General features: G+C 66.5%; 18 protein-coding genes. 6 read left to right on the top strand and 12 right to left on the bottom strand.

Annotated features, from left to right (window positions below; translation table 11 throughout):
• Nucleotides 1-36 precede the first annotated feature (36 nt).
• From ACQZF9_RS19585 to ACQZF9_RS19530, 12 genes are all read right to left on the bottom strand, one after another.
• Complete coding sequence (locus ACQZF9_RS19585) at nt 37-1,755, bottom strand: class I adenylate-forming enzyme family protein (protein WP_428310649.1); 1,719 nt, start codon at nt 1,753-1,755, stop codon at nt 37-39.
• Between the two features lie 10 nt (nt 1,756-1,765).
• Nucleotides 1,766-2,965, bottom strand: a complete 1,200-nt coding sequence (locus ACQZF9_RS19580; RefSeq protein WP_428310648.1) for an FAS1-like dehydratase domain-containing protein — start codon at nt 2,963-2,965, stop codon at nt 1,766-1,768.
• Nucleotides 2,966-3,065: 100 nt separating this feature from the next.
• A complete protein-coding gene (gene cofC, locus ACQZF9_RS19575; protein ID WP_428310647.1) occupies nt 3,066-3,773 on the bottom strand; it encodes a 2-phospho-L-lactate guanylyltransferase in 708 nt (235 codons plus the stop codon).
• Nucleotides 3,760-4,743: an alpha/beta hydrolase gene (locus tag ACQZF9_RS19570; protein WP_428310646.1), complete on the bottom strand. Its 984-nt coding sequence runs from the start codon at nt 4,741-4,743 to the stop codon at nt 3,760-3,762. The genes cofC and ACQZF9_RS19570 overlap by 14 nt, the downstream gene beginning before the upstream one ends.
• A 12-nt stretch (nt 4,744-4,755) precedes the next feature.
• Nucleotides 4,756-5,673, bottom strand: coding sequence for an LLM class F420-dependent oxidoreductase (locus ACQZF9_RS19565; RefSeq protein ID WP_428310645.1), 918 nt, complete (start codon nt 5,671-5,673; stop codon nt 4,756-4,758).
• A gap of 27 nt (nt 5,674-5,700) precedes the next feature.
• On the bottom strand, nt 5,701-6,558 hold the full coding sequence (locus ACQZF9_RS19560; protein ID WP_428310644.1) for an SDR family NAD(P)-dependent oxidoreductase: 858 nt from the start codon (nt 6,556-6,558) through the stop codon (nt 5,701-5,703).
• 273 nt (nt 6,559-6,831) lie between these two features.
• Nucleotides 6,832-8,298, bottom strand: coding sequence for an aldehyde dehydrogenase family protein (locus ACQZF9_RS19555; protein ID WP_428310643.1), 1,467 nt, complete (start codon nt 8,296-8,298; stop codon nt 6,832-6,834).
• Nucleotides 8,299-8,335: 37 nt separating this feature from the next.
• Nucleotides 8,336-9,991 (bottom strand): FAD-dependent oxidoreductase, encoded by a 1,656-nt coding sequence (locus ACQZF9_RS19550; RefSeq protein ID WP_428310642.1) that lies wholly within the window; start codon nt 9,989-9,991, stop codon nt 8,336-8,338.
• Nucleotides 9,992-10,009: 18 nt separating this feature from the next.
• A complete protein-coding gene (locus ACQZF9_RS19545; protein ID WP_428310641.1) occupies nt 10,010-10,747 on the bottom strand; it encodes an SDR family oxidoreductase in 738 nt (245 codons plus the stop codon).
• Nucleotides 10,748-10,778: 31 nt separating this feature from the next.
• A complete protein-coding gene (locus ACQZF9_RS19540) occupies nt 10,779-11,543 on the bottom strand; it encodes a hypothetical protein (protein WP_428310640.1) in 765 nt (254 codons plus the stop codon).
• Between the two features lie 28 nt (nt 11,544-11,571).
• Nucleotides 11,572-12,051 carry a nuclear transport factor 2 family protein gene (locus ACQZF9_RS19535; RefSeq protein WP_428310639.1) on the bottom strand — a complete coding sequence of 160 codons (480 nt, stop codon included), beginning with the start codon at nt 12,049-12,051 and terminating at the stop codon, nt 11,572-11,574.
• Nucleotides 12,048-12,818: an SDR family NAD(P)-dependent oxidoreductase gene (locus tag ACQZF9_RS19530; protein ID WP_428310638.1), complete on the bottom strand. Its 771-nt coding sequence runs from the start codon at nt 12,816-12,818 to the stop codon at nt 12,048-12,050. The genes ACQZF9_RS19535 and ACQZF9_RS19530 overlap by 4 nt, the downstream gene beginning before the upstream one ends.
• A gap of 417 nt (nt 12,819-13,235) precedes the next feature.
• Between ACQZF9_RS19530 and ACQZF9_RS19525 the strand changes: the two genes are divergently transcribed.
• The 6 genes from ACQZF9_RS19525 (at nt 13,236) to ACQZF9_RS19500 (ending at nt 17,943) form a co-directional block, all read left to right on the top strand.
• Entirely contained in the window at nt 13,236-13,430 is a 195-nt protein-coding gene (locus ACQZF9_RS19525) for a ferredoxin (protein ID WP_428310637.1), read from the top strand.
• A gap of 75 nt (nt 13,431-13,505) precedes the next feature.
• Complete coding sequence (locus tag ACQZF9_RS19520; RefSeq protein WP_428310636.1) at nt 13,506-14,318, top strand: coniferyl-alcohol dehydrogenase; 813 nt, start codon at nt 13,506-13,508, stop codon at nt 14,316-14,318.
• 47 nt (nt 14,319-14,365) lie between these two features.
• Nucleotides 14,366-15,619, top strand: coding sequence for a cytochrome P450 (locus ACQZF9_RS19515; RefSeq protein ID WP_428310635.1), 1,254 nt, complete (start codon nt 14,366-14,368; stop codon nt 15,617-15,619).
• 2 nt (nt 15,620-15,621) lie between these two features.
• Nucleotides 15,622-16,041: a Zn-ribbon domain-containing OB-fold protein gene (locus ACQZF9_RS19510; protein WP_428310634.1), complete on the top strand. Its 420-nt coding sequence runs from the start codon at nt 15,622-15,624 to the stop codon at nt 16,039-16,041.
• Nucleotides 16,038-17,207 (top strand): thiolase family protein, encoded by a 1,170-nt coding sequence (locus ACQZF9_RS19505; RefSeq protein ID WP_428310633.1) that lies wholly within the window; start codon nt 16,038-16,040, stop codon nt 17,205-17,207. The genes ACQZF9_RS19510 and ACQZF9_RS19505 overlap by 4 nt, the downstream gene beginning before the upstream one ends.
• A 10-nt stretch (nt 17,208-17,217) precedes the next feature.
• Nucleotides 17,218-17,943 carry a DUF2889 domain-containing protein gene (locus tag ACQZF9_RS19500; protein WP_428310632.1) on the top strand — a complete coding sequence of 242 codons (726 nt, stop codon included), beginning with the start codon at nt 17,218-17,220 and terminating at the stop codon, nt 17,941-17,943.
• The last annotated feature ends 22 nt before the right edge of the window (nt 17,944-17,965 follow it).

Here is a 17,965-nt window from a genome sequence, read left to right as displayed (position 1 = left end):
ATTGTAGGAGCGGGCTTGCCCGCGAGCTTTCGCAGCTCAGCCGGCTGCCAGTCGCTTCGCCGCGAGCTCGCGCAGATCGCTGAGCTTGATCTTGGAACTGCCGGTCAGGCTCAGCTCGTCCTCGCGCACGAACACCACGCGCCGCGGCACCTTGTAGCTGGCCAGCAGTGCCTTGGTGAAATCGCGGATCGCGGCTTCGGTCGGTGCCGTGCCTTCGCGGGCAACGATACAGGCCACGATCATCTCGCCGAGCGTATCGTGCGGCACGCCGACGCTGCGCACCATCTTCACCTGCGGATGCGTGGCGATCGCCGCGTCGACTTCCAGCGGCGACACGTTGGCACCGCCGGTCTTGATGATGTCGTTGAGCCGGCCTTCCCAGTACAGCCGGTTTTCGGCGTCGACGTAGCCGCCGTCGCCGGTGCGGAAAAAGCCTTCGTCGTCGAGCGTTTCGTCCAGCGGCACGCCGAGATAGCCGAGCATCAGGGTCGGGCCCTTCACCGCGAGTTCGCCGCGCTCGCCCATCGGCACCACGGCGCCGCTCAGGGGATCGACGACCTTGAACACGTTGCCCGGCTGCGGCTCGCCGCTGCTCTTGTTGATGCGCTCGCGCGAAGTGCCGGAGGGGAAGATCGACGAGATCGTGAACGTCTCGGTGTTGCCGTAAGCCGCCATCGGCTCCTGCCAGTCGGTCTTCACGCTCGGATGCCGGCCTAGCGGCGTCGATGGGTCGACATAGTGCAGCGAGGACAGATTCACGCTGGCGAAATTCGGCGCTTCTTCAAGCTGCTTCCACTGATGCGGCCAGGCCACGGCCAGCGTCACTTTCTCCTGCTCCATCAGGCGCAGTGCCTCGTCGGCGATGAAGGTCGATTGCAGCACCAGGCTGCCGCCGCTGGACAGCGCGCCGCCCAGGGCCTGCGCGAAATTGCCCGACCAGAAAAAGCCATTGGCGGACCAGCAGCGCACATCGTCCGGAGCCTGTGCCACGTCGTCGCCGTGCTTGAGCATTCCGTAGAAGCGCAGCCAGCGCCACAGCTGCAGGCACACGCCGCGATGCGCGTTGATGATGCCCTTGGGCTTGCTGGTCGAGCCCGAGGAGAAGAACAGCAGGCCGGGATCGGCTGGCGTCACCGTCGCCGCGGTGGCGTCGATGATCGCGTCCGGCACATCGGCGCCGCGTTCGAGAAAGCGCTGCCAGTTCTCGATCGAACCCTGGGCATCGCCGACGCAGGCCAGATATTTCAGGAACGGGTACTGGGTGCTGCGCACCGCTCCGGGTTGTGCCGAACCGATCAGCGGCTCCAGATCGCACAGGATTTGCGCGAAGTCCTTCTTCAGCACATGGCGCTCGAGCAGCAGCACCGACACGCCGGACGAGCGCAGCAGGTAGTCGAGTTCGGCCGGTGTCGAGAACGTGCTGATGCCGGCCGCGATGCCGCCGGCCATCGTCGCGCCGAAGCAGCCGGACAGCCATTCCGGGCGATTGGTCATCATCACGCCGACCCGCTCGCCCTTGCCGATGCCGCAGGCGTTGAGCGCCTTGGCCACCGCCAGCGACTGCTGCCACAGCTCGGCGTAGCTCCAGCGCGTGGTGCCGCCGGCCTCGTGCATCACCATGGCTTCGCGCTGTGCGTAGCGCTGGGTGACTTCGCGCAGGTAGCCGGGCAAGGTCAGCGCGCCGAGGCTCTGCTCCTCCTCGGCCGGCATGCCGTGAATGATGGACAGCATCGGATTCCTTGCGGCGCTATTCATGGTGACAATCTCAGCTGACCGGCAGTTCGACCAGCGCGACCGCGTCGACCAGGGTGCTGCCGTCCTGGTTGGCGAGCTTTACTTTGACTTTGACCAGCGGCAGTCCCCAGCTGCTTTCGGCCTGGGTCTCGACCACCTCGGCGCTGAAATAGGTCACGTCGCCTTCGAATGCCGGGCCGCGGAAATCGGATTTGCAATAGCGCACGAAGCCCTTGTTGCCGGCCCAGTACGCCAGGTAGTCGACGACCCAGGCCTGCATCGTTGCACCGTAGCCGTAGGCGCGTGCCATGCCGATCTCGCCGGCCTTTTCGTCGTCGACATGGCCGCGTGACGGGCCGAGATACAGGCCATCGCGTTTGCGCGGATCGATCTTGGCGCCTTCCTCGTCGAAGCCGAAACCTTCGACCCAGCCCGGGTCCTGGTTGATCCACGGATCCTTCTGGCCGGGCACGCCGACCCACTCGAAGCTGCCCCAGGCGTTGAAGATGAAGGCGCGATATTCGGTGGAGAAGCTGGCGATGGAATGCGGGCCGATCACGCGCCTCGGCAGACGATCACCGACTTTGACTGCGCTGAACAGCGGCGACACGCCTTCGCGATTCGACAGGATCCAGTCGTGACGCAGCTGATCGACTTCGGCGATCTGCGCGGCCGTCCATTTCGGTTTCGGCGGCAGTTTCTCCGCGTACATCTTGCGCTTCTCGGCCTCGGCGGCCAGATAGCGGATCGTGGTCGAGCGTGATTTGGCGACCATCGTACCGTGCTGGTTGCGATGGTCAGTGTCGCCGCGCTGGAACATCGTCGGGCCGGCAAACTGGGTGTCGGCGACCTTGTAATCGATGAAGCGACGCTCCTGGAACAGCTGGTCGCCCGGACGTACGCGATAGCCGTAGTACCACCATTCCTCGCCGCCGAAAATCAGATGCGAGCCCGGAATCTTGCCGACGCAGGCCGGCTGGCAGCCATGGCCGAAATCCAGAGCCACCGCCATCGACTGCGGCGCCACCAGGCCGCCGAACTCCGAGGCCCTGGCAAACTGCTGGTCCCAGTGGATCGGGTTGGGATAATCCATCGCCATGACCCAGCGGCGGATATCGCTGGCCGCGCAGGGCTCCCACAGCTGGCCACCGCCGACCCGCTGGCCGACACGGTGATCGACGTCGCTCAGGTCGAGCCGGACGTCGCCCTGCGCTGCTGCGGAACTTCCCATCGCAATCTCCTCGGCTGAGCTGTGCCTGCTCGTATTTGGTCTTATGCTGGGCAACATCATAAACAACAGCGTTGTTCGATGCTGCCGGCTGCCTACGATACTACGCGGCGCGTATCGCCTGTTCTACCGACGACCCCGACGACGACTCCGCCGTCGGCGGCGCCGCCTGCAGTGCCGCGAGTAGCGCCTCGGCGCAGGACCCGCACTGCAGGCGCAGCGCCTCGAAATCCGCCGGCAGGTCCAGGTCCAGCGACAGCGCCGGGTCCTGCATCACCTGGATCGCGACGCCGGCTTCGCGGGCGGTGCTCAGGTGACGGCGCAGACTGTCGGTGCCGAAACAGGGCGGCAGTGCCTGAGGCGGCGCGCACAGCAGCGCATTGCTGCCGACGCCGTGGCGATCGGCCACCACGATCGCGTGTGGCGCCAGCAGCCGGCGATCGAGCAGGCGCTGCAGCGCGGCCGGCGTGATCAGCGGCAGGTCGCCGCTGATCATCAGCAACTGGCTGGCCTGATGCCGGCGCAGCGACTGCACCGCCGTATTGAATGCGCCGGCCGTGCCGGTTTCCACCGCTTGCACCAACACGCGCGCTCCCAGCGCGCGGGCAAAGGCGGCGACTTCGCTGCTGGCGGTGACCACGGCGACCGTGTCGATGCCGGCAGTCGCCTGCAGCGCGCGGATCACACGCTCGGCCAGCAGGTACTGCAATTGGCGGCGCTGAGCCGGGCCGAGCATCGCCGACAGCCGCGTCTTGGCGCGCTCCGGAGACTTCAGCGGCACCACCGCCAAGAGATGCTCAGGCTCGTTCAAGCTTCACCTGCTGCGGCGCAAAGTGCTGCTGCACCGCGGACTTGAACCAGCCGATGAAGAACGCCTTGGCCCTGCGGCTGATCGCGGCCTTGGGCGCGATCACGTCGAAGCCGTGGTACGCGCCGTGGAACAGCTCGAAAGCGACCGGCACGTCGGCGGCTTTCAGCTGCTCGACGTAGCGCAGGGTCTCGTCGCGGAACGGCTCCAGATCACCGACGAAAGTGCAGGTCGGCGGCAGCCCGCGATAATCCGTGGCGCGCGCCGCGGCGGCGTAGGCCGGCACATCGTCGCGGCCGTAGAGATCGCCGAGATACACCTGCCAGGCGACGCGGTTGGCCACCGAGTTCCACACCGGCGCGTCGTTGTCGCGTGCCGATTCGCCGAGCATGCGATCGTCGATCATCGGATACAGCGGCAGCTGGAATGCGATCCGCACCTCGCCCTGGTCGCGCGCGTACAGCGTCAGCGCCGCGCACAGGCCGCCGCCGGCACTCGCGCCAGCGACCGCAATCTGGTCGTCGCGCACGCCCAGTTCCGCCGCGTTGTGCCTGATCCACAGCAGCGCGTCGTAGCAGTCGTGCAGCGCTGCCGGATACGGCGCGTCGGAGCCCAGCCGGTAGTCCGGTGCGACGATCACGCAGTCACCCGCCGCGATCAGATCGCGGTAGCTGCCCTTGTCCTGCTCCGGCACGCCAAGCACGTAACCACCGCCGTGCAGCCACAGCACGACCGGACGACCGCTGCGTGCCGACAGCGGCTGATAGATCATCAGCCGCTGTCGCTCGCCGTCGCGGCGCGGTATCCAGCGCTGGCTGACGCGCATGTCGGTGGGCCACCTGGACTTGATCGTGCGCCGGCTCAGGCGCTTCAGCCGCAGGAAAGCGGCAGGCGTCTTCGGCCGCAGCAGCAGGCGCATGACCCTGCCCATGAAACGCAGTTCCGGATCGATCATGCTGTTGCCAATTTTCATGCGCACGCCGGCTCAGCCGTTGTCGATTTTCGACAGCACGTTTTCGGCAAAGCTTTGCGCCTTGTCGCGCCATTCGGCGCGCGTGCCGGCGATCAGGCCGTAGGCGCAGCCGCTGATGCCCATTTCGCTGTACTGACCGATCCTGTCGATCAGCTCGGCCGGCGCGGGTTTCTCGCCGGGCGCGACGAGGCTGCCGAGCACGACCGTCGGCTTGTCCTGACGGCCGATCCTGTCGCAATGTTCGCGCAGATAGCTCAGGCCGCCGGCGAGGTCCTCTTCGGTGTTCATCGCCGCGGTGCGCGCGGTGTTGGACAGCTGCGCGCCGGTGAAGAACGGATACCAGCCGTCGGCGAGTTCGGCGGCGCGGCGGATCGCGCGCTTGGAATTGCCGCCGACCAGCAGCGGCGGATGCGGCTTCTGCACGGCGCCCGGAATCGTGCGATTGCCGAGCGCCTCGTAGCCGGTCCCCTTGAAGGTGAATTCCTCGCTGCTCAGCGCGGTCTTCAGCGCGATCAGGTATTCGTCCATGATGTCGTTGCGGCGCTCGAAGTCGACGCCGAGCGCCTTGTATTCGCCTTTCAGATAGCCCGCTCCCAGCCCCAGCGTGACGCGGCCGCGCGAGTACAGATCCAGCGTCGCCACCGCGCGCGCGGTGATGAAGGGATTGCGATATGGCAGCACCAGGATGCCGGTCTGCAGCCGGAATCGGGTGGTCGCCGCGGCGACGAAACTCAGCATCACGAACGGGTCCTGCGCGTGATGGCCGCCGCCGTCGAGCCAGCGGCCGGTCGGGCAGGGATGATCGGTGACATTGCCGCCGTCGTAGCCGAGCTTTTCGGCGAACTGCGCGATCTCGACCACTGCTTCCGGCGTCAGGAACTCCTGCGGATTGTCGATGTGATCGAACGGCAAGCTGATGTTGATCTTCATGTCGGTCTCGTGCTTTTTCTGCGCCGCTCAGGTCGAGCCGATGTCGCCGGTCAGCGTCCACTTGCCGGCGCTGTCGCGCAGCCAGCCCGAAGACGCCCAGGAGCCGCCGTCGACCGGAATCACCGTGCCGGTGACATAGCTGCTCATCGCCGACGCCAGGAACACCGCGACACTGCCGCATTCGCTGTCCAGGCCTTCGCGGCCCAGCGGAATGCGCCGGCCCATCGCCGCGATCTGCGCGGCGCTCGGATGCAGCCACTTCGACTCGTCGACCGGTCCGCTGTGATTGCCGCGGATGCCGGGTGTCACCGTCACGTCCGGCGCGATGCAGTTCAGCCGGATGCCGTGGTCGGCGAATTCCAGTGCCAGGCTGCGGGTCAGGTTGTTGATGCCGGCCTTGCAGGCGGCGTAGACCGCGAAGCCCGGCGCGGCGCGCGAGGCCTCGATACTGGTGACGTTGATCACCGTGCCGCCGCGACCACCACGAATCATCACCGGCACCGCTGCCGAGGTCGCCGCCAGTACGCTGACCAGGTTCAGATCGATGTGCTTGCGCCAGGAGCGTTCCGACTGTTCCAGAAACGGTCGGCGGCTGACACCGCCGGCGTTGTTGACCAGGATGTCGATGCGGCCGAAATGTTCGGCGGTCCGGTCGACCAGCTTGCGGATCTGGTCGGTGTCGAGAACATCGGTCGGCAGCGCCAGTGCACGCCGGCCGAGTTCGCATATCCGCGCCGCGGTTTCCTCGCAGCGCTCGGCGATGATGTCGCCGATCGCCACGTCGGCACCGGCCGCGGCCAGCGCCAGCGCGATCGCCCTGCCGATGCCGCCGCCGCCACCGGTGACGATGGCGACCTGGTCGCGCAACAGCAGCTCGGCTTGCATGCGTCGTTCTCCTGTCGCAGGCGCCGGCAACCGTGCTTTGCGGATGCATGGCTTTTGCCTGGTTTTTGACCTTATCCGCTAGCTGCGCGGCGGGTCAACAGCACTGTACGTCAGCAGGTCCGGCACGAATTCATACGTCCCGATTTCATGTTTTTCTCCTTCCCTCGCAAGCGGGGGAAGGCCGGGATCGGAGCGAGGCTTTAAAGCGCCGCGCCGCGCCGTGACGAACGCCCCCACCCTGGCCCTCCCCCGCTCGCGGGGGAGGGAAGTGATTCAGCCCATCACGCGCGTGCCGATCGCCTTGACCTCAAGGAATTCCTCGATGCCCTCCAGGCCCCATTCGCGGCCCATGCCGCTCTGCTTGTAGCCACCGAAAGGCAGGTCGCCGGTGATGCTGACGCCGCCGTTGACGCTGAGCGCGCCGGCGCGGATGCGCTTGGCGATTTTGGTCGCGCGCTCTTCGCTGCCGAAGATCGCGCCGCCGAGGCCGTAGATGCTGTCGTTGGCGATGCGTACCGCGTCGTCATCGTTCTCGTACGGAATCACCACCAGCACCGGCCCGAAGATTTCTTCCTGCGCGATGCGCATGTCGTTGCGCACGTCGACGAAGCAGGTCGGCTCGATGAAGAAGCCCTTGCCCTTGTCGGTGCGCACGTTGCCGCCGGCGAGCAGGCGCGCGCCTTCGGCCTTGCCGATGTCGACGTAGCCCTTGACGCGCTCGAGCTGACGCTTGGAAATCAGCGGGCCCATGATGCAGGTCGGTTCGTCGAAATGGCCCCACTTGCTGGCGAAGCCGGCGTAGGCCATTTCCAGCGCTTTCACCGCTTCCTCGTAGCGCGACTTGGGCACCAGCAGGCGCGTCGGATAGGCGCAGCCCTGGCCGGCGTGGAACACCACCATCGAGCCCATCACCGTCATCGGGAAGTTGGCCGCGTCGTCGAGCACGATGAAGGCCGACTTGCCGCCGAGTTCCAGGAACACGCGCTTCAGGGTGTCGGCGCCGTTCTGCATGATCTTCTTGCCGACGCCGGTGGAGCCGGTGAACGAAATCGAGTCGACGCGCGGGTCCTTGGTCAGCATCTCGCCGGCCATCGCCGGATCGCTGGACGTGATCACGTTCAACACGCCCGGCGGCAGGCCGGCTTCGAGTGCGAGCTCGCCCATGATCGCGCCCATCGCGGGCGTGTCCGGCGCCGGCTTCAGGATCACCGTGCAGCCGGCCAGCAGCGCCGGAATCACCTTGCCGACGTTGACGTACAGCGGCACGTTCCACGGCGTGATCGCGCCGATCACGCCGACCGGTTCGCGCAGCACGGTGCGCTTGGTGTCGAAACCCATTTCGTTGCGCACGCCCAGGTCTTCTTCCCATTTCACTTTCGGGAAGCAGTCGAGCACGCCGTCGGCGCCGTTGAGCGCGCCGTCGATCTGCGCGCGGAACGCCGCGCCGATCGCCGAGCCGGCTTCAAGCCGCGCGATCTGCACCAGGCGGTCGCGGTTGGCGAACAGCAGGTCGCGATATTGCTTCACGAGTTTCAGGCGCAGCTCGCGATTGGTCGACCAGTCGGTGTCGTCGAAGGCGCGGCGTGCGGCGGCGATCGCCTCGTCGACGTCGGCGGCCGATGCGTCGGCGGCCTGGCCGATCACTTCACCGGTCCAGGGGCCGATGTTGTCGTAGGTCTTGCCGCCCTGGGCCGGGCGCAGCTTACCGTCGATATACAGCAGGGAATCTGGCAGTTGCATGGTTCGTCCTTTGAGCGTGTTTGAGTGTGCTGCGTGATCAGCTGGCGGCAGCGGCCAGCGCGTGGCGCGCGGCCAGATAAGCCCAGGTCATGGTCGGGCCGATGCTGCCGCCGGGGCCGCCTTCGACCGCGCCCATCACCGAGGCCGTCGAGGTGCCGGTGGCATACAGGCCTGCGATCACCGAGCCGTCGGCGCGCAGCACGCGCGCCGCGGTGTCGGTGACCAGGCCGCCGAACGTGCTGACGTCGCCGGGATACATCGGCATCGCGTAATACGGGCCCTGCTCGATCGTGCCGATGGTCTTGGCGTCGGCCTTGAGCGGATCGCCGGACCATTCGTCGAAAGCGTGTTCGCCCCGATGGAAGTCTTCATCGACGCCGCGTCTGGCGCCGGCGTTGTAGCGCTCGACGGTGGCACGCAGCGCCGCGGCGTCGATGCCGCATTGCGTCGCCAGCTCGTCGATCGAATCGGCCTTCAGCAAGGTCTTGCTGTCCAGCCAGGCCTGCGGTTTTTTCGGACCCGGCATCGAGCCGGCGAGCATGTAGGTGTTGATGTACTGGCTGTCGGCGATCAGGTAGCTCGGCACCGCCGGCACCTGCGCATTGCGCTCCAGCATCTTGCGACAGATGTCGGTGGGCGCGCCGCTTTCGCGCATGTAACGCACGCCACTCTGGTCGACGACGATGCAATGCGGCTTGGACGTGTCCAGGTTCGGCTTCACGCGCTTGGCGCCCGGTGGCAGCGTGATCTGCATGCCGACGCGCTGATCCATCTGCGCCACGGCCGCGCCGATCTTCTGGCCGGCTTCTATCATCTCGCCGAGGTCTTCCTCGATCACACTGGACCACTCGGCTTTCACGCCGCTCTGGTACTGGTCGAGCATGCGCTGGTTGCGCGCGAAGCCTCCGGCGTTGATCAGCACGCCGAGGCGCGCGGCGATGCGCCTCGCCTGTCCGTCTTTCTGCGTGATCACGCCGACGACGCGCCCGCCCTCGACGATCAGTTCAGTCACCGGCGACTGCAGGCGGATTTCGGTGCCGGCTTTCAACGCCGCATTCAGCAGTTGCGCCTGCAGCGCAGCGCCGGCGGTGACGCGTTGTTTGCCGATGAGCTTGTCGGCGAGCGCACGGCCGATCACGCGAAACAGCACTTTCTTGGCTGCCTTGCTGCGTTTCATCAGCGGCAGCTGCATCGCCTCGTCCAGATTCGCCGGCAGCGGCAGGAAGCCCGGCCGCAGCTTGCTGCGCCATTCGCCGAGCTGCCTGGCGTCGAACAGTTCGGAGACCACGGTGCGGCCCGGCACCGAGGCGCCGGCGACGCTGTAATGATCCGGGTACGAAGGCAGGCGGCGCAGGCGTATGCCTTTCTCGACAAGGAAATCGATCATCTGCGGCGCGGCGTCGACGAAGGCCGCGCGGCGTTCGCGGCTGGCGCCGGGCCTGTCGGCGTGGTCGCCGACCGCAGCGTCCATATAGGCGATCGCCTGCTCACGGCTGTCGGGCACGCCGGCCGCTTTCATGTAGCGATTGTTCGGTATCCACATCACGCCGCCCGACGTCGCCGTGGTGCCGCCGACCAGCTCCGCCTTCTCCAGGATCAGCACGCTCTTGCCGGCGCCACGCAGCACCAGTGCGGCGCACATCGAGCCGGCGCCGCTGCCGACCACGATGAAATCGAAAGTCTCGTCTGTCATCGGTCGGCTCGCGCTCGATCAGCCGCGCTTGCGCGCGTGCAGATGCACGACGGCGGCGTGCACGTCCGGCGGCAGGTCGAGCAGCGGACGGAAGGCCTCGGCGACCGAGTTGACGTGGCTGATCGCGCGTTCGCGCAGGTTGAGGCCGGCTTCCATTGCCGCCTTGCCGAAGCGCATCGCCATTTCCGGCGCAAAGCTCGAGGTCTTGCCTTCTTCCATCATCATGCCGGCACGCACGTTGGTGACGCGGATGCCCTGTGGCAGCAGCTCGTGATACAGGCCTTCGCTGAAGCGATCCAGGCCCGCCTTGGTGCTCTGGTAGACCACCAGGTACGGAAACAGGAAGCCGACCGATTCGCTGCTGACGTTGAGGATGTGGCCGCCCGGGCCCATCAGCGCGATCGCCTCGCGCGAGCACAGCATCGGCCCGGCGAGGTTGGTGGTGATCAGGTTCATGATCTGCGCGTCGCTGGCCTCCGCGATCAGGAAGGGCTCGTACAGCGCCGCGTTGTTGATCAGCACGTCGATCTTCGGATGGCGCCTGGCGATCGTCGCGAACGCAGCCTTGACCGATTCCGGCGAGGCGACGTCGCACTCGACTGCCATCGCACTGCTGCCGAGTTCATCGGCGACGCCCTGCACTTTGGACAAGGTGCGGCCCAGCAGTACCAGCTGGTCGCCATCCTTGGCGAAGCGACGCGCCAGCGCGCGGCCGAGGCCGACGCCGGCGCCGGTGATGACGATGATCTTGGACATGTTCGGGTCTCCTGTTGCGATTCGGTGAGGGCTAGCGCTTGTCCGGATAGACCGACAGATCGCCGGCGTAGGCGATGCCGCCTTTCCAGCGCTCGCCGCTGATCTTGTTGAAGTAGTGCACCGTGCGCGCGGTCGAACCCGCGGCCGAGCGCGGCAGCATCGCCACGCCGCTGGGGCTGCGGCCGCCAGCGCGCGCGGAGAAGTCACGGATTGTGAACAGCAGGTCGTCGCTCTGCTGCGCGCACAGCACCAGCTGGTCGCCGGGGCAGTAGCGCCGGGGTTCGAGCTGCAGCTCGGACAGCTGGCCGCGTTTCATGCCGACATGGCCGGGCACGTTGATGACTTCTCCGCTGTGGATATTGTCGTACCAGTCCTGGTATTCGGCGAAGCGGCCGATGGTGTAGTTGGCGAGGATGATGCTGACGCCCGACAGCGGCTGGTCGCGCTGCCAGTTCGGGCTGATTTTCCAGTCCGAATACATCCTGTAGCTGTACAGGCGTTCGCTCTCGTCGGCGTCGTCGATCAGGCCGGCGACTCGCGCCTCGTCGATCAGCGGGCCCAGCGCCGGCAGGTCGATCGCGGGCCTGGGCAGGTCGAAGTCGTAGACGCTCAGGTAACGCCAGGGCTGCGGGATGTCCGGCATGATCTGGATCGGCGACACCTCGTAGCGCTCGGCGGTGAGCAGGCCGCGCAGGCGCTGTAGCGCGTCCATGTGCGCGCCGTCGAACCAGGCCGCGTAGTCGGCTTCGCGGCCGGCCGGCACGTTGTGCAGATGAATCGTGGTGTAGAACGCCATGGTCTCGTGATCCGGATTGTGCTGTGGCTCAGGTGCTGGTCGCGGCGTGCATCTCGAGATGCAGGCGAGTCAGCCTGGAGGCGGCGATTTTCCATTCGCCGTTTTTCTGGCGCCGATAGCGCTCGTGATAGTGACCATAGCCGGTGAGGCCGGTCGTGCCCAGGCGCGCCACGCGCTCGGCGTCCCAGCGCAAATGGTCCTGCATCGCCCAGATCACGCGTGCCTCGTCGCGGCCGAGGAACTCGATCTCCGGCCCATGCACCTGGTGCGCGGTGCGTGCGCCGCCGATCGAGGCGCGGATCTGCTGGAGCGCCGCATCGCGGCCGTGGATCACCGGCAGCGAGGTGCCTTCGCTGACGTCGAGTTCGAAGTCTTCGGTGAACAGGCCGGCGTAAGCATCCCAGTCCTTGGTGTCGAGAAAGCGGCAGTAGCGTGCCTTGACCTGGCTGATCGCCAGATGCGCGCTGATCTTCTCGAGATCGGTCATCGGTTCGGTCTGCGTGCTCATGTCAGAGAGGCTCCTGCGTCGACGGTGAGGCTCTGGTTGGTAACGTAGCGCGCCGCGGGCGAGGCGAAGAACAGCACGGCGGCGGCGATGTCCTGCGGCTCGCACATGCCCAGCGGCGGCTTGCGCCGGCCCGGTCCTTCGGTTGCCGGCCCGCGTGCGGCCATCGCGCCCGGCGTGATCACGCCACCCGGCAGCACGCTGTTGACGGTGATGCCATGCTCGACCAGCTCGAACGCGCTGCTCAGGCTCAGCGCCAGCAGTGCGCCCTTGGATGCGGCATACGAGCCCAGGCCTTTGACCGAGGGCACGCGCGCGCTGTTCGACGCGATGTTGACGATACGGCCGCCGCTGCCGGCGTCGACCATCGCGCGCGCGATCTCGCGTGTCATCAGCATCGGCCCGCGCGCGTTGACCGCCATCATCCGGTCCCATTCGCTGCTGCGCGTGTCCAGCAGCAACTCGCGATCCTGCAGGCCGGCGTTGTTGACCAGCAGCCACGGCGTGCCATGACGGCGCAGCAGATCGGCGCAGGCCGCGACCACCGAGGCCTCGTCGGCGAGATCGAGGATCACCGCATCGGCTTCGTGGCCCTGCTGGCGCAGCGACTCGACACTGCGTGCCGCGGCGGCTTCGTCACGATCGGCGATCAGCAGCCTGGCACCGGCCTGCGCCAGCGTCAGCGCGATGCCGCAGCCGATACCGCCGCCGCCGCCGGTGACCAGGCTCAGCTTCCCGTGCAGATCGAAACCTGGCGATGCACCGCTCATGCGTTTGCTGCTCCTCCATCGTTCGCGCGGCCGGTGGCGGCCGCTACGTCGCTAGTGGCGCCGGTCTTGCGATCCGCCGGTGCCTGTATTCCCTGCGCGGTGTCGACCGGCGCAGCGTCATGATCAACACAGTCGATCATGAACGTCATCAGCCGCCGTTGCACAGGACAAGGCGGCTTGCCGCCTGGTGCAATTAATTGTCTGCACCGGGCCGTGACGGGCGGCTTTGACTGGTCGACACTGTTGTTGGTACAGCGATTCTAGGATACATTCACTTAGCAGGCTCAGCAAATACAATGTAGCCGACGACAGGCCCCGCGTCCGCCGCCGTGGAGGCAGTCCGTCACCGCTGGACCGGCCTGTTGCCCGACGACAAAATCAGACGCGAAAACTCAAACAGCGTCAGGAGGAAGAACCATGAAGATCCGCATCGAGAAAGCAGCCTGCGTCGGCAACGCGCGTTGTGCGCACGTGTCGGAAGCGCTGTTTCCATTGAACGACGACGGCTACATCGCGGTCGATCATGTCGACGTGCCCGAAGGCCAGGAGCAGCTCGCCAAGCGCGGCGCGCGCGCCTGCCCGGAACGCATCATCTTCATCGAAGAAGAATAGGCGGCATGGCGGCCCCGGCCGTCCGGCGTCACAAAAATTGATCTAAAAAAACCTTAGCGAAGGCAGGAGCGCCAGATGAGCGAGTTTCTCGGATATAAGGGCAAGCGGGTCGTCGTCAGCGGCTGTTTCTCCGGCATGGGCGAGGCCACGGCCAAGCTGCTGCTGTCGTTGGGCGCCGAAGTGCACGGCCTGGACTACAAGCAGACCCAGCTGAGCCTGGCCTCGTTCAACAACGTCGACCTGCGTGACCCGGCGTCGATCGACGCCGCGGTGGCGAAAATCGGCGGCAAGGTCGATGCGCTGTTCAACTGCGCCGGCCTGCCGCAAACCTTCCCGGCGCTGGACGTGATGAAAGTCAATTTCGCCGGCACGCGTCACCTGACCGAGAAGATGCTGCCGCTGATGTCTTCCGGCGGCGCCATCGCCAGCATCTCCAGCAACGGCGGCCTCGGCTGGAGCCGGCGCATTCCGGTGCTGATGCAGGCGATCGGCATCCAGGGCTTCGACGCGTTCATGAAATGGTGCGAAGAGAATCCGGACACGGTGCGCGAAGGCTATTCGTTCTCCAAGGAACTGGTCATCGCCTGGACCATGCTGATGTCGCAGAGCCTGATCAAGAAGGGCATCCGCATCAACTGCACGATGCCCGGCCCGACGCAGACGCCGATGATGGCGCACTTCGAATCGGCCAGTAAGGCCTCGGTGCTGGAGGCCGCGGCGCAGCCGATCAACCGCCGCTCGACGCCCGAGGAGCAGGCCGGTCCGCTGGCTTTCCTCAACAGCGATGCAGCGACCTACGTCAACGGCCTGTGCTTCTATGTCGACGGCGGTTTCATGGCCGGCCTGGCCACCGGCCAGATCGACATCCGCTCGCTGATGGGCGGCTGATCCACCAACATGCAAGCGCGCCAAACAAAAGCTGGAGAGTTTTCAAGATGACGAACGCAGCCCTGAGCCCCGCCGTCCCGAAGCCCGCCCACGTCGCCGACGCGGCGGTGTACGACTTCGACATGTTCAAGGACCCGGCCTATGTCGCCGATCCGCACAAGCGCGTGCTCGACCTGGTCAGGAACGCGCCGCCGGTATTCTGGACGCCGCGCAACGGCGGCCACTGGATGCTGATCAGCCACGAGGCCAACTTCAATGCCTCGCGTGACACGGACGGTTTCTCGAATGGCTTTGCGACGCCGGACGAGCTCAAGGCGATGTCGTCGCGGATGCCGCCGGGGACGCCGCACATTCCGCTACCGCTACCGATCAACATCGATCCGCCGGATCACGGCAAGTACCGCATGCCGCTGCAGCGCGTGTTCTCGCCCAAGACCATCAACGATCTGAAGGACAGCATCCGCCAGCTCGCCGGCGAGCTGATCGACAAGGTCGCGGCGCAGGGCCGGTGCGAGTTCATGAGCGCGATCGCCGAGCCGCTGCCGGTGGTGGTGTTCCTGAAGATGCTCGGCCTGCCGGTGTCGCGCATGGAGGAATACCGCGCGCTGGTCGCCGAGCACATGTCCGATCCGACGCCGGATCCGATGGACAGCATCAAGAAGCTGTGGAGGATCACCGCGCTGCTGCGCGACGATGTGATCGCACGCAAGGATGCGCCGAAAGACGACATCATCAGCATGCTGTGGAAGGCGGAAATCGACGGCAAGCCGACGACGATGGACGACATGGAGAATTACATGGTGCTGCTGTTCCTCGCCGGGCTGGACACGGTGATGAACGGCATCGGCCACGGCATCCGCCATTTCGCCAGCGACCTGCCGCTGCAGGACGAGCTGCGCAAGAATCCCGAGCTGGTCGGCGACGCCACCGAGGAAATGCTGCGCCGCTACACGTTCACGGTGCCGCCGCGCTTCGTCAAGAAAGACATGAGCTTCATGGGCCTGGACATGAAGCGCGGCGAACGCGCGATGCTGTTCCTGCCGGCCGCCGATCTCGACCCGAAAGTGTTCCCGGGCGCTGATACCTACGACCTGAAGCGCGAGAACAAGACTCACATCGCGTTCAACGCCGGCCCGCACCGCTGCCTGGGCTCGCACCTGGCGCGCGTCGAGCTGCAGATCGTCTACGAGGAAATGCTGGCGCGGCTGCCGCAGTTTCGCATCGACCCGGCGACGCCGCCGACTTTCCACTGCGGCCACGTCGTCGGCGTCAGCACGCTGAACCTGGTCTGGAACGTCTAGCAGTGGCCGGCTACAACACCGCCTCCACGCGTCCCTTGCCGCGGCTGGACGCGGACAATCGCGCGTTCTGGACCGGCGGTGAAGTCGGCGAGCTGCGCATTCATCAGTGCCAGGACTGCAAGGGCTACGTGCATCCGCCGCGGCCGGTGTGCCGGCATTGCCTGTCGGACAAGGTCGCGCCGGTTGCGGTCGCCGGCACCGGCGTCGTCGACACGTTCACGGTCAATCACCAGAAATGGTTTCCGGCGATGGAACTGCCGTTCGTGATCGCGAGAGTCGCGCTCGACGGCGCGCCGGGCGTGATCCTGACGACGAACATCATCGGCTGCGAAGTCGATGCGGTGGATATCGGCGACCGGGTGCGCGTGCACTTCGAGCAGCACGGCGACGTCTGGCTGCCGCTGTTCGAGAAAGTCGCATGAGCGCGCGCAAGGTTCCCGAGGCTTACATCACCGGCGTCGGCCAGTCCGAAGTCGGCGTCAAGCTGACGCGTCATCCGCTGCTGCTGACGGTCGACGCGGTGCGCGAGGCGCTGGACGAGGCTGGTTTGAGCATCGCGCAGATCGACGGCGTCTCCACGTATCCGGGCCGTGTTGCGGCGATGCCGGGCTTTTCGCCAGTCGGTGCCGACGAGCTGGTCGACGCGCTCGGTATCCGCGCGAGCTGGTATGCCGGCGGCGGCGAGATCACCTCGCAGCTCGGCGCGGTGACGGCGGCGGTCGGTGCGATCCGCAGCGGCCAGGCGCGTCACGTCATTTGTTTCCGCACCGTCTACGAAGCCGCGGCGATGGCGCGTCCGGACGAATATCCGATGCAGCGCCGCGATCGCAGCGAGGGCAACTCGCAGTGGTTCTCGCCGTTCAACGCGCTGTCGGCAGTGACCTGGACCGCGCAGTACGCGATGCGCCACGTCAAGAAATACGGTCTGACACGCGAGCAGCTGGGGCAGATCGCGCTGACCGATCGCGCGCACGCGGCGCTGAATCCTCGCGCGCTGGTGCGCGAGCCGCTGAGCATGGACGAATACCTGTCGGCGCGCATGATCAGCTCGCCGCTGTGTTTGTACGACTGCGACCGTTTCACCGACGCCTCGACGGTGCTGATCGTGTCCGCCGGCGACGCCCTGGACGAAGTACGCTGCACGCCGATCCGCATCGAGGCCATGGCCGGCAGTGTCGAGCGCCTGAGCTGGGACCAGGCCGAGTGGATGGCCTGCTATGCGACCGGCAGGGATCTATGGAAGCGCACGGACTACAAGCCGTCGGATGTCGATACCGCGCAGCTCTACGACGGTTTCAGTTTCCAGGCACTGGCCTGGATCGAGTCGCTGGGTTTCTGCGAAGTCGGCGAAGGCGGCAAGTTCATCGAAGGTGGCCAACGCATTGCGCTGGATGGCGAGCTGCCCTTGAACACCTTCGGCGGCCAGATCGGCGCCGGACGCCTGCATGGCTTCGGCTTCGCGCACGAGGCGGTCACGCAGCTGCGCGGCAGCGCCGGCGCGCGCCAGGTCAGGGGCGAGCCGAAAGTCGCGGTCGCGGCTTCCGGCGGTGGCCCGCTGGCCACCGCGCTGCTGCTGGTGCGGGACTAGGGATTTTCTGATGAAGTCCTGCGCGCCCGCGTTGCCCGGTTTCCGCCGTCGCTTTCGGGTGACGCCGGCGCCGGGCCAGGTGCGCAGCGAGGTCGAGGACGATTTCCATTGCATGAGCGTCGTGCTGCATCACGACGGCAAGACCATCAACACGGTCGACGCCGATCTGATGCGTGCGCCGTGGAGCACCTGCCCCGGCGCGACCTTGCAGCTCCAGCAGACGTTCACCGGTGTCGCGCTGGACGCGGTCGCCACGCGCGGCGACAAGGCGGCCAACTGCACACATCTGCACGATCTGGCGCAGCTCGCCGCGGCCCACGCTTTCGACACCCAGCCGATGATTTACGACGTGCTGGTGACGGACGCGGTCGACGGCCTGCGCCGCGCCGAACTGCGTCGCGACGGCGAGGTGGTGCTCAGCTGGGCCGAGGCCTCGTTCCGCATCGTCGAGCCGGCCGAGCTGGCCGGCATGACCCTGGACAAGCTGCGGCCGTGGATGGACACGCTGAGCGCGCCGCAGCAGGAGGCGGCGCGGCTGCTGCGCTGGGCCAACATGATCGCCAACGGCCGGCGCATTCCGATCGGGCATCAGTCCGACGCCTCGCGCATGCCGCCGAACTGCTACACGTTTCAGCCCGAGCGGGCCGTCATCGCGCGGCGTGTCGGCGTGATTCGCGATTTCAACCAGGGCAAGGCGCAACCACTCGACGGAATGCTTTTGAATTCCCGCGTCTAGCGGGCCAATCTAGCCCCGCGAG

Origin of the sequence: Hydrocarboniphaga sp. (assembly GCF_965279055.1) — a bacterium.
GTDB lineage: Bacteria > Pseudomonadota > Gammaproteobacteria > Nevskiales > Nevskiaceae > Hydrocarboniphaga.
The sequence above is the reverse complement of the archived record's forward strand: the minus strand, read 5'-3'. Positions and strand labels throughout refer to the sequence as shown.

Bases quoted from the DNA above. Each gene is read 5' to 3' on its own strand.
- ACQZF9_RS19585 (WP_428310649.1), bottom strand. From the start codon at position 1,755: ATGAATAGCGCCGCAAGGAATCCGATGCTGTCCATCATTCACGGCATG.
- ACQZF9_RS19580 (WP_428310648.1), bottom strand. From the start codon at position 2,965: ATGGGAAGTTCCGCAGCAGCGCAGGGCGACGTCCGGCTCGACCTGAGC.
- ACQZF9_RS19570 (WP_428310646.1), bottom strand. From the start codon at position 4,743: ATGAAAATTGGCAACAGCATGATCGATCCGGAACTGCGTTTCATGGGC.
- ACQZF9_RS19565 (WP_428310645.1), bottom strand. From the start codon at position 5,673: ATGAAGATCAACATCAGCTTGCCGTTCGATCACATCGACAATCCGCAG.
- ACQZF9_RS19560 (WP_428310644.1), bottom strand. From the start codon at position 6,558: ATGCAAGCCGAGCTGCTGTTGCGCGACCAGGTCGCCATCGTCACCGGT.
- ACQZF9_RS19555 (WP_428310643.1), bottom strand. From the start codon at position 8,298: ATGCAACTGCCAGATTCCCTGCTGTATATCGACGGTAAGCTGCGCCCG.
- ACQZF9_RS19550 (WP_428310642.1), bottom strand. From the start codon at position 9,991: ATGACAGACGAGACTTTCGATTTCATCGTGGTCGGCAGCGGCGCCGGC.
- ACQZF9_RS19545 (WP_428310641.1), bottom strand. From the start codon at position 10,747: ATGTCCAAGATCATCGTCATCACCGGCGCCGGCGTCGGCCTCGGCCGC.
- ACQZF9_RS19540 (WP_428310640.1), bottom strand. From the start codon at position 11,543: ATGGCGTTCTACACCACGATTCATCTGCACAACGTGCCGGCCGGCCGC.
- ACQZF9_RS19535 (WP_428310639.1), bottom strand. From the start codon at position 12,051: ATGAGCACGCAGACCGAACCGATGACCGATCTCGAGAAGATCAGCGCG.
- ACQZF9_RS19530 (WP_428310638.1), bottom strand. From the start codon at position 12,818: ATGAGCGGTGCATCGCCAGGTTTCGATCTGCACGGGAAGCTGAGCCTG.
- ACQZF9_RS19525 (WP_428310637.1), top strand. From the start codon at position 13,236: ATGAAGATCCGCATCGAGAAAGCAGCCTGCGTCGGCAACGCGCGTTGT.
- ACQZF9_RS19520 (WP_428310636.1), top strand. From the start codon at position 13,506: ATGAGCGAGTTTCTCGGATATAAGGGCAAGCGGGTCGTCGTCAGCGGC.
- ACQZF9_RS19515 (WP_428310635.1), top strand. From the start codon at position 14,366: ATGACGAACGCAGCCCTGAGCCCCGCCGTCCCGAAGCCCGCCCACGTC.
- ACQZF9_RS19505 (WP_428310633.1), top strand. From the start codon at position 16,038: ATGAGCGCGCGCAAGGTTCCCGAGGCTTACATCACCGGCGTCGGCCAG.
- ACQZF9_RS19500 (WP_428310632.1), top strand. From the start codon at position 17,218: ATGAAGTCCTGCGCGCCCGCGTTGCCCGGTTTCCGCCGTCGCTTTCGG.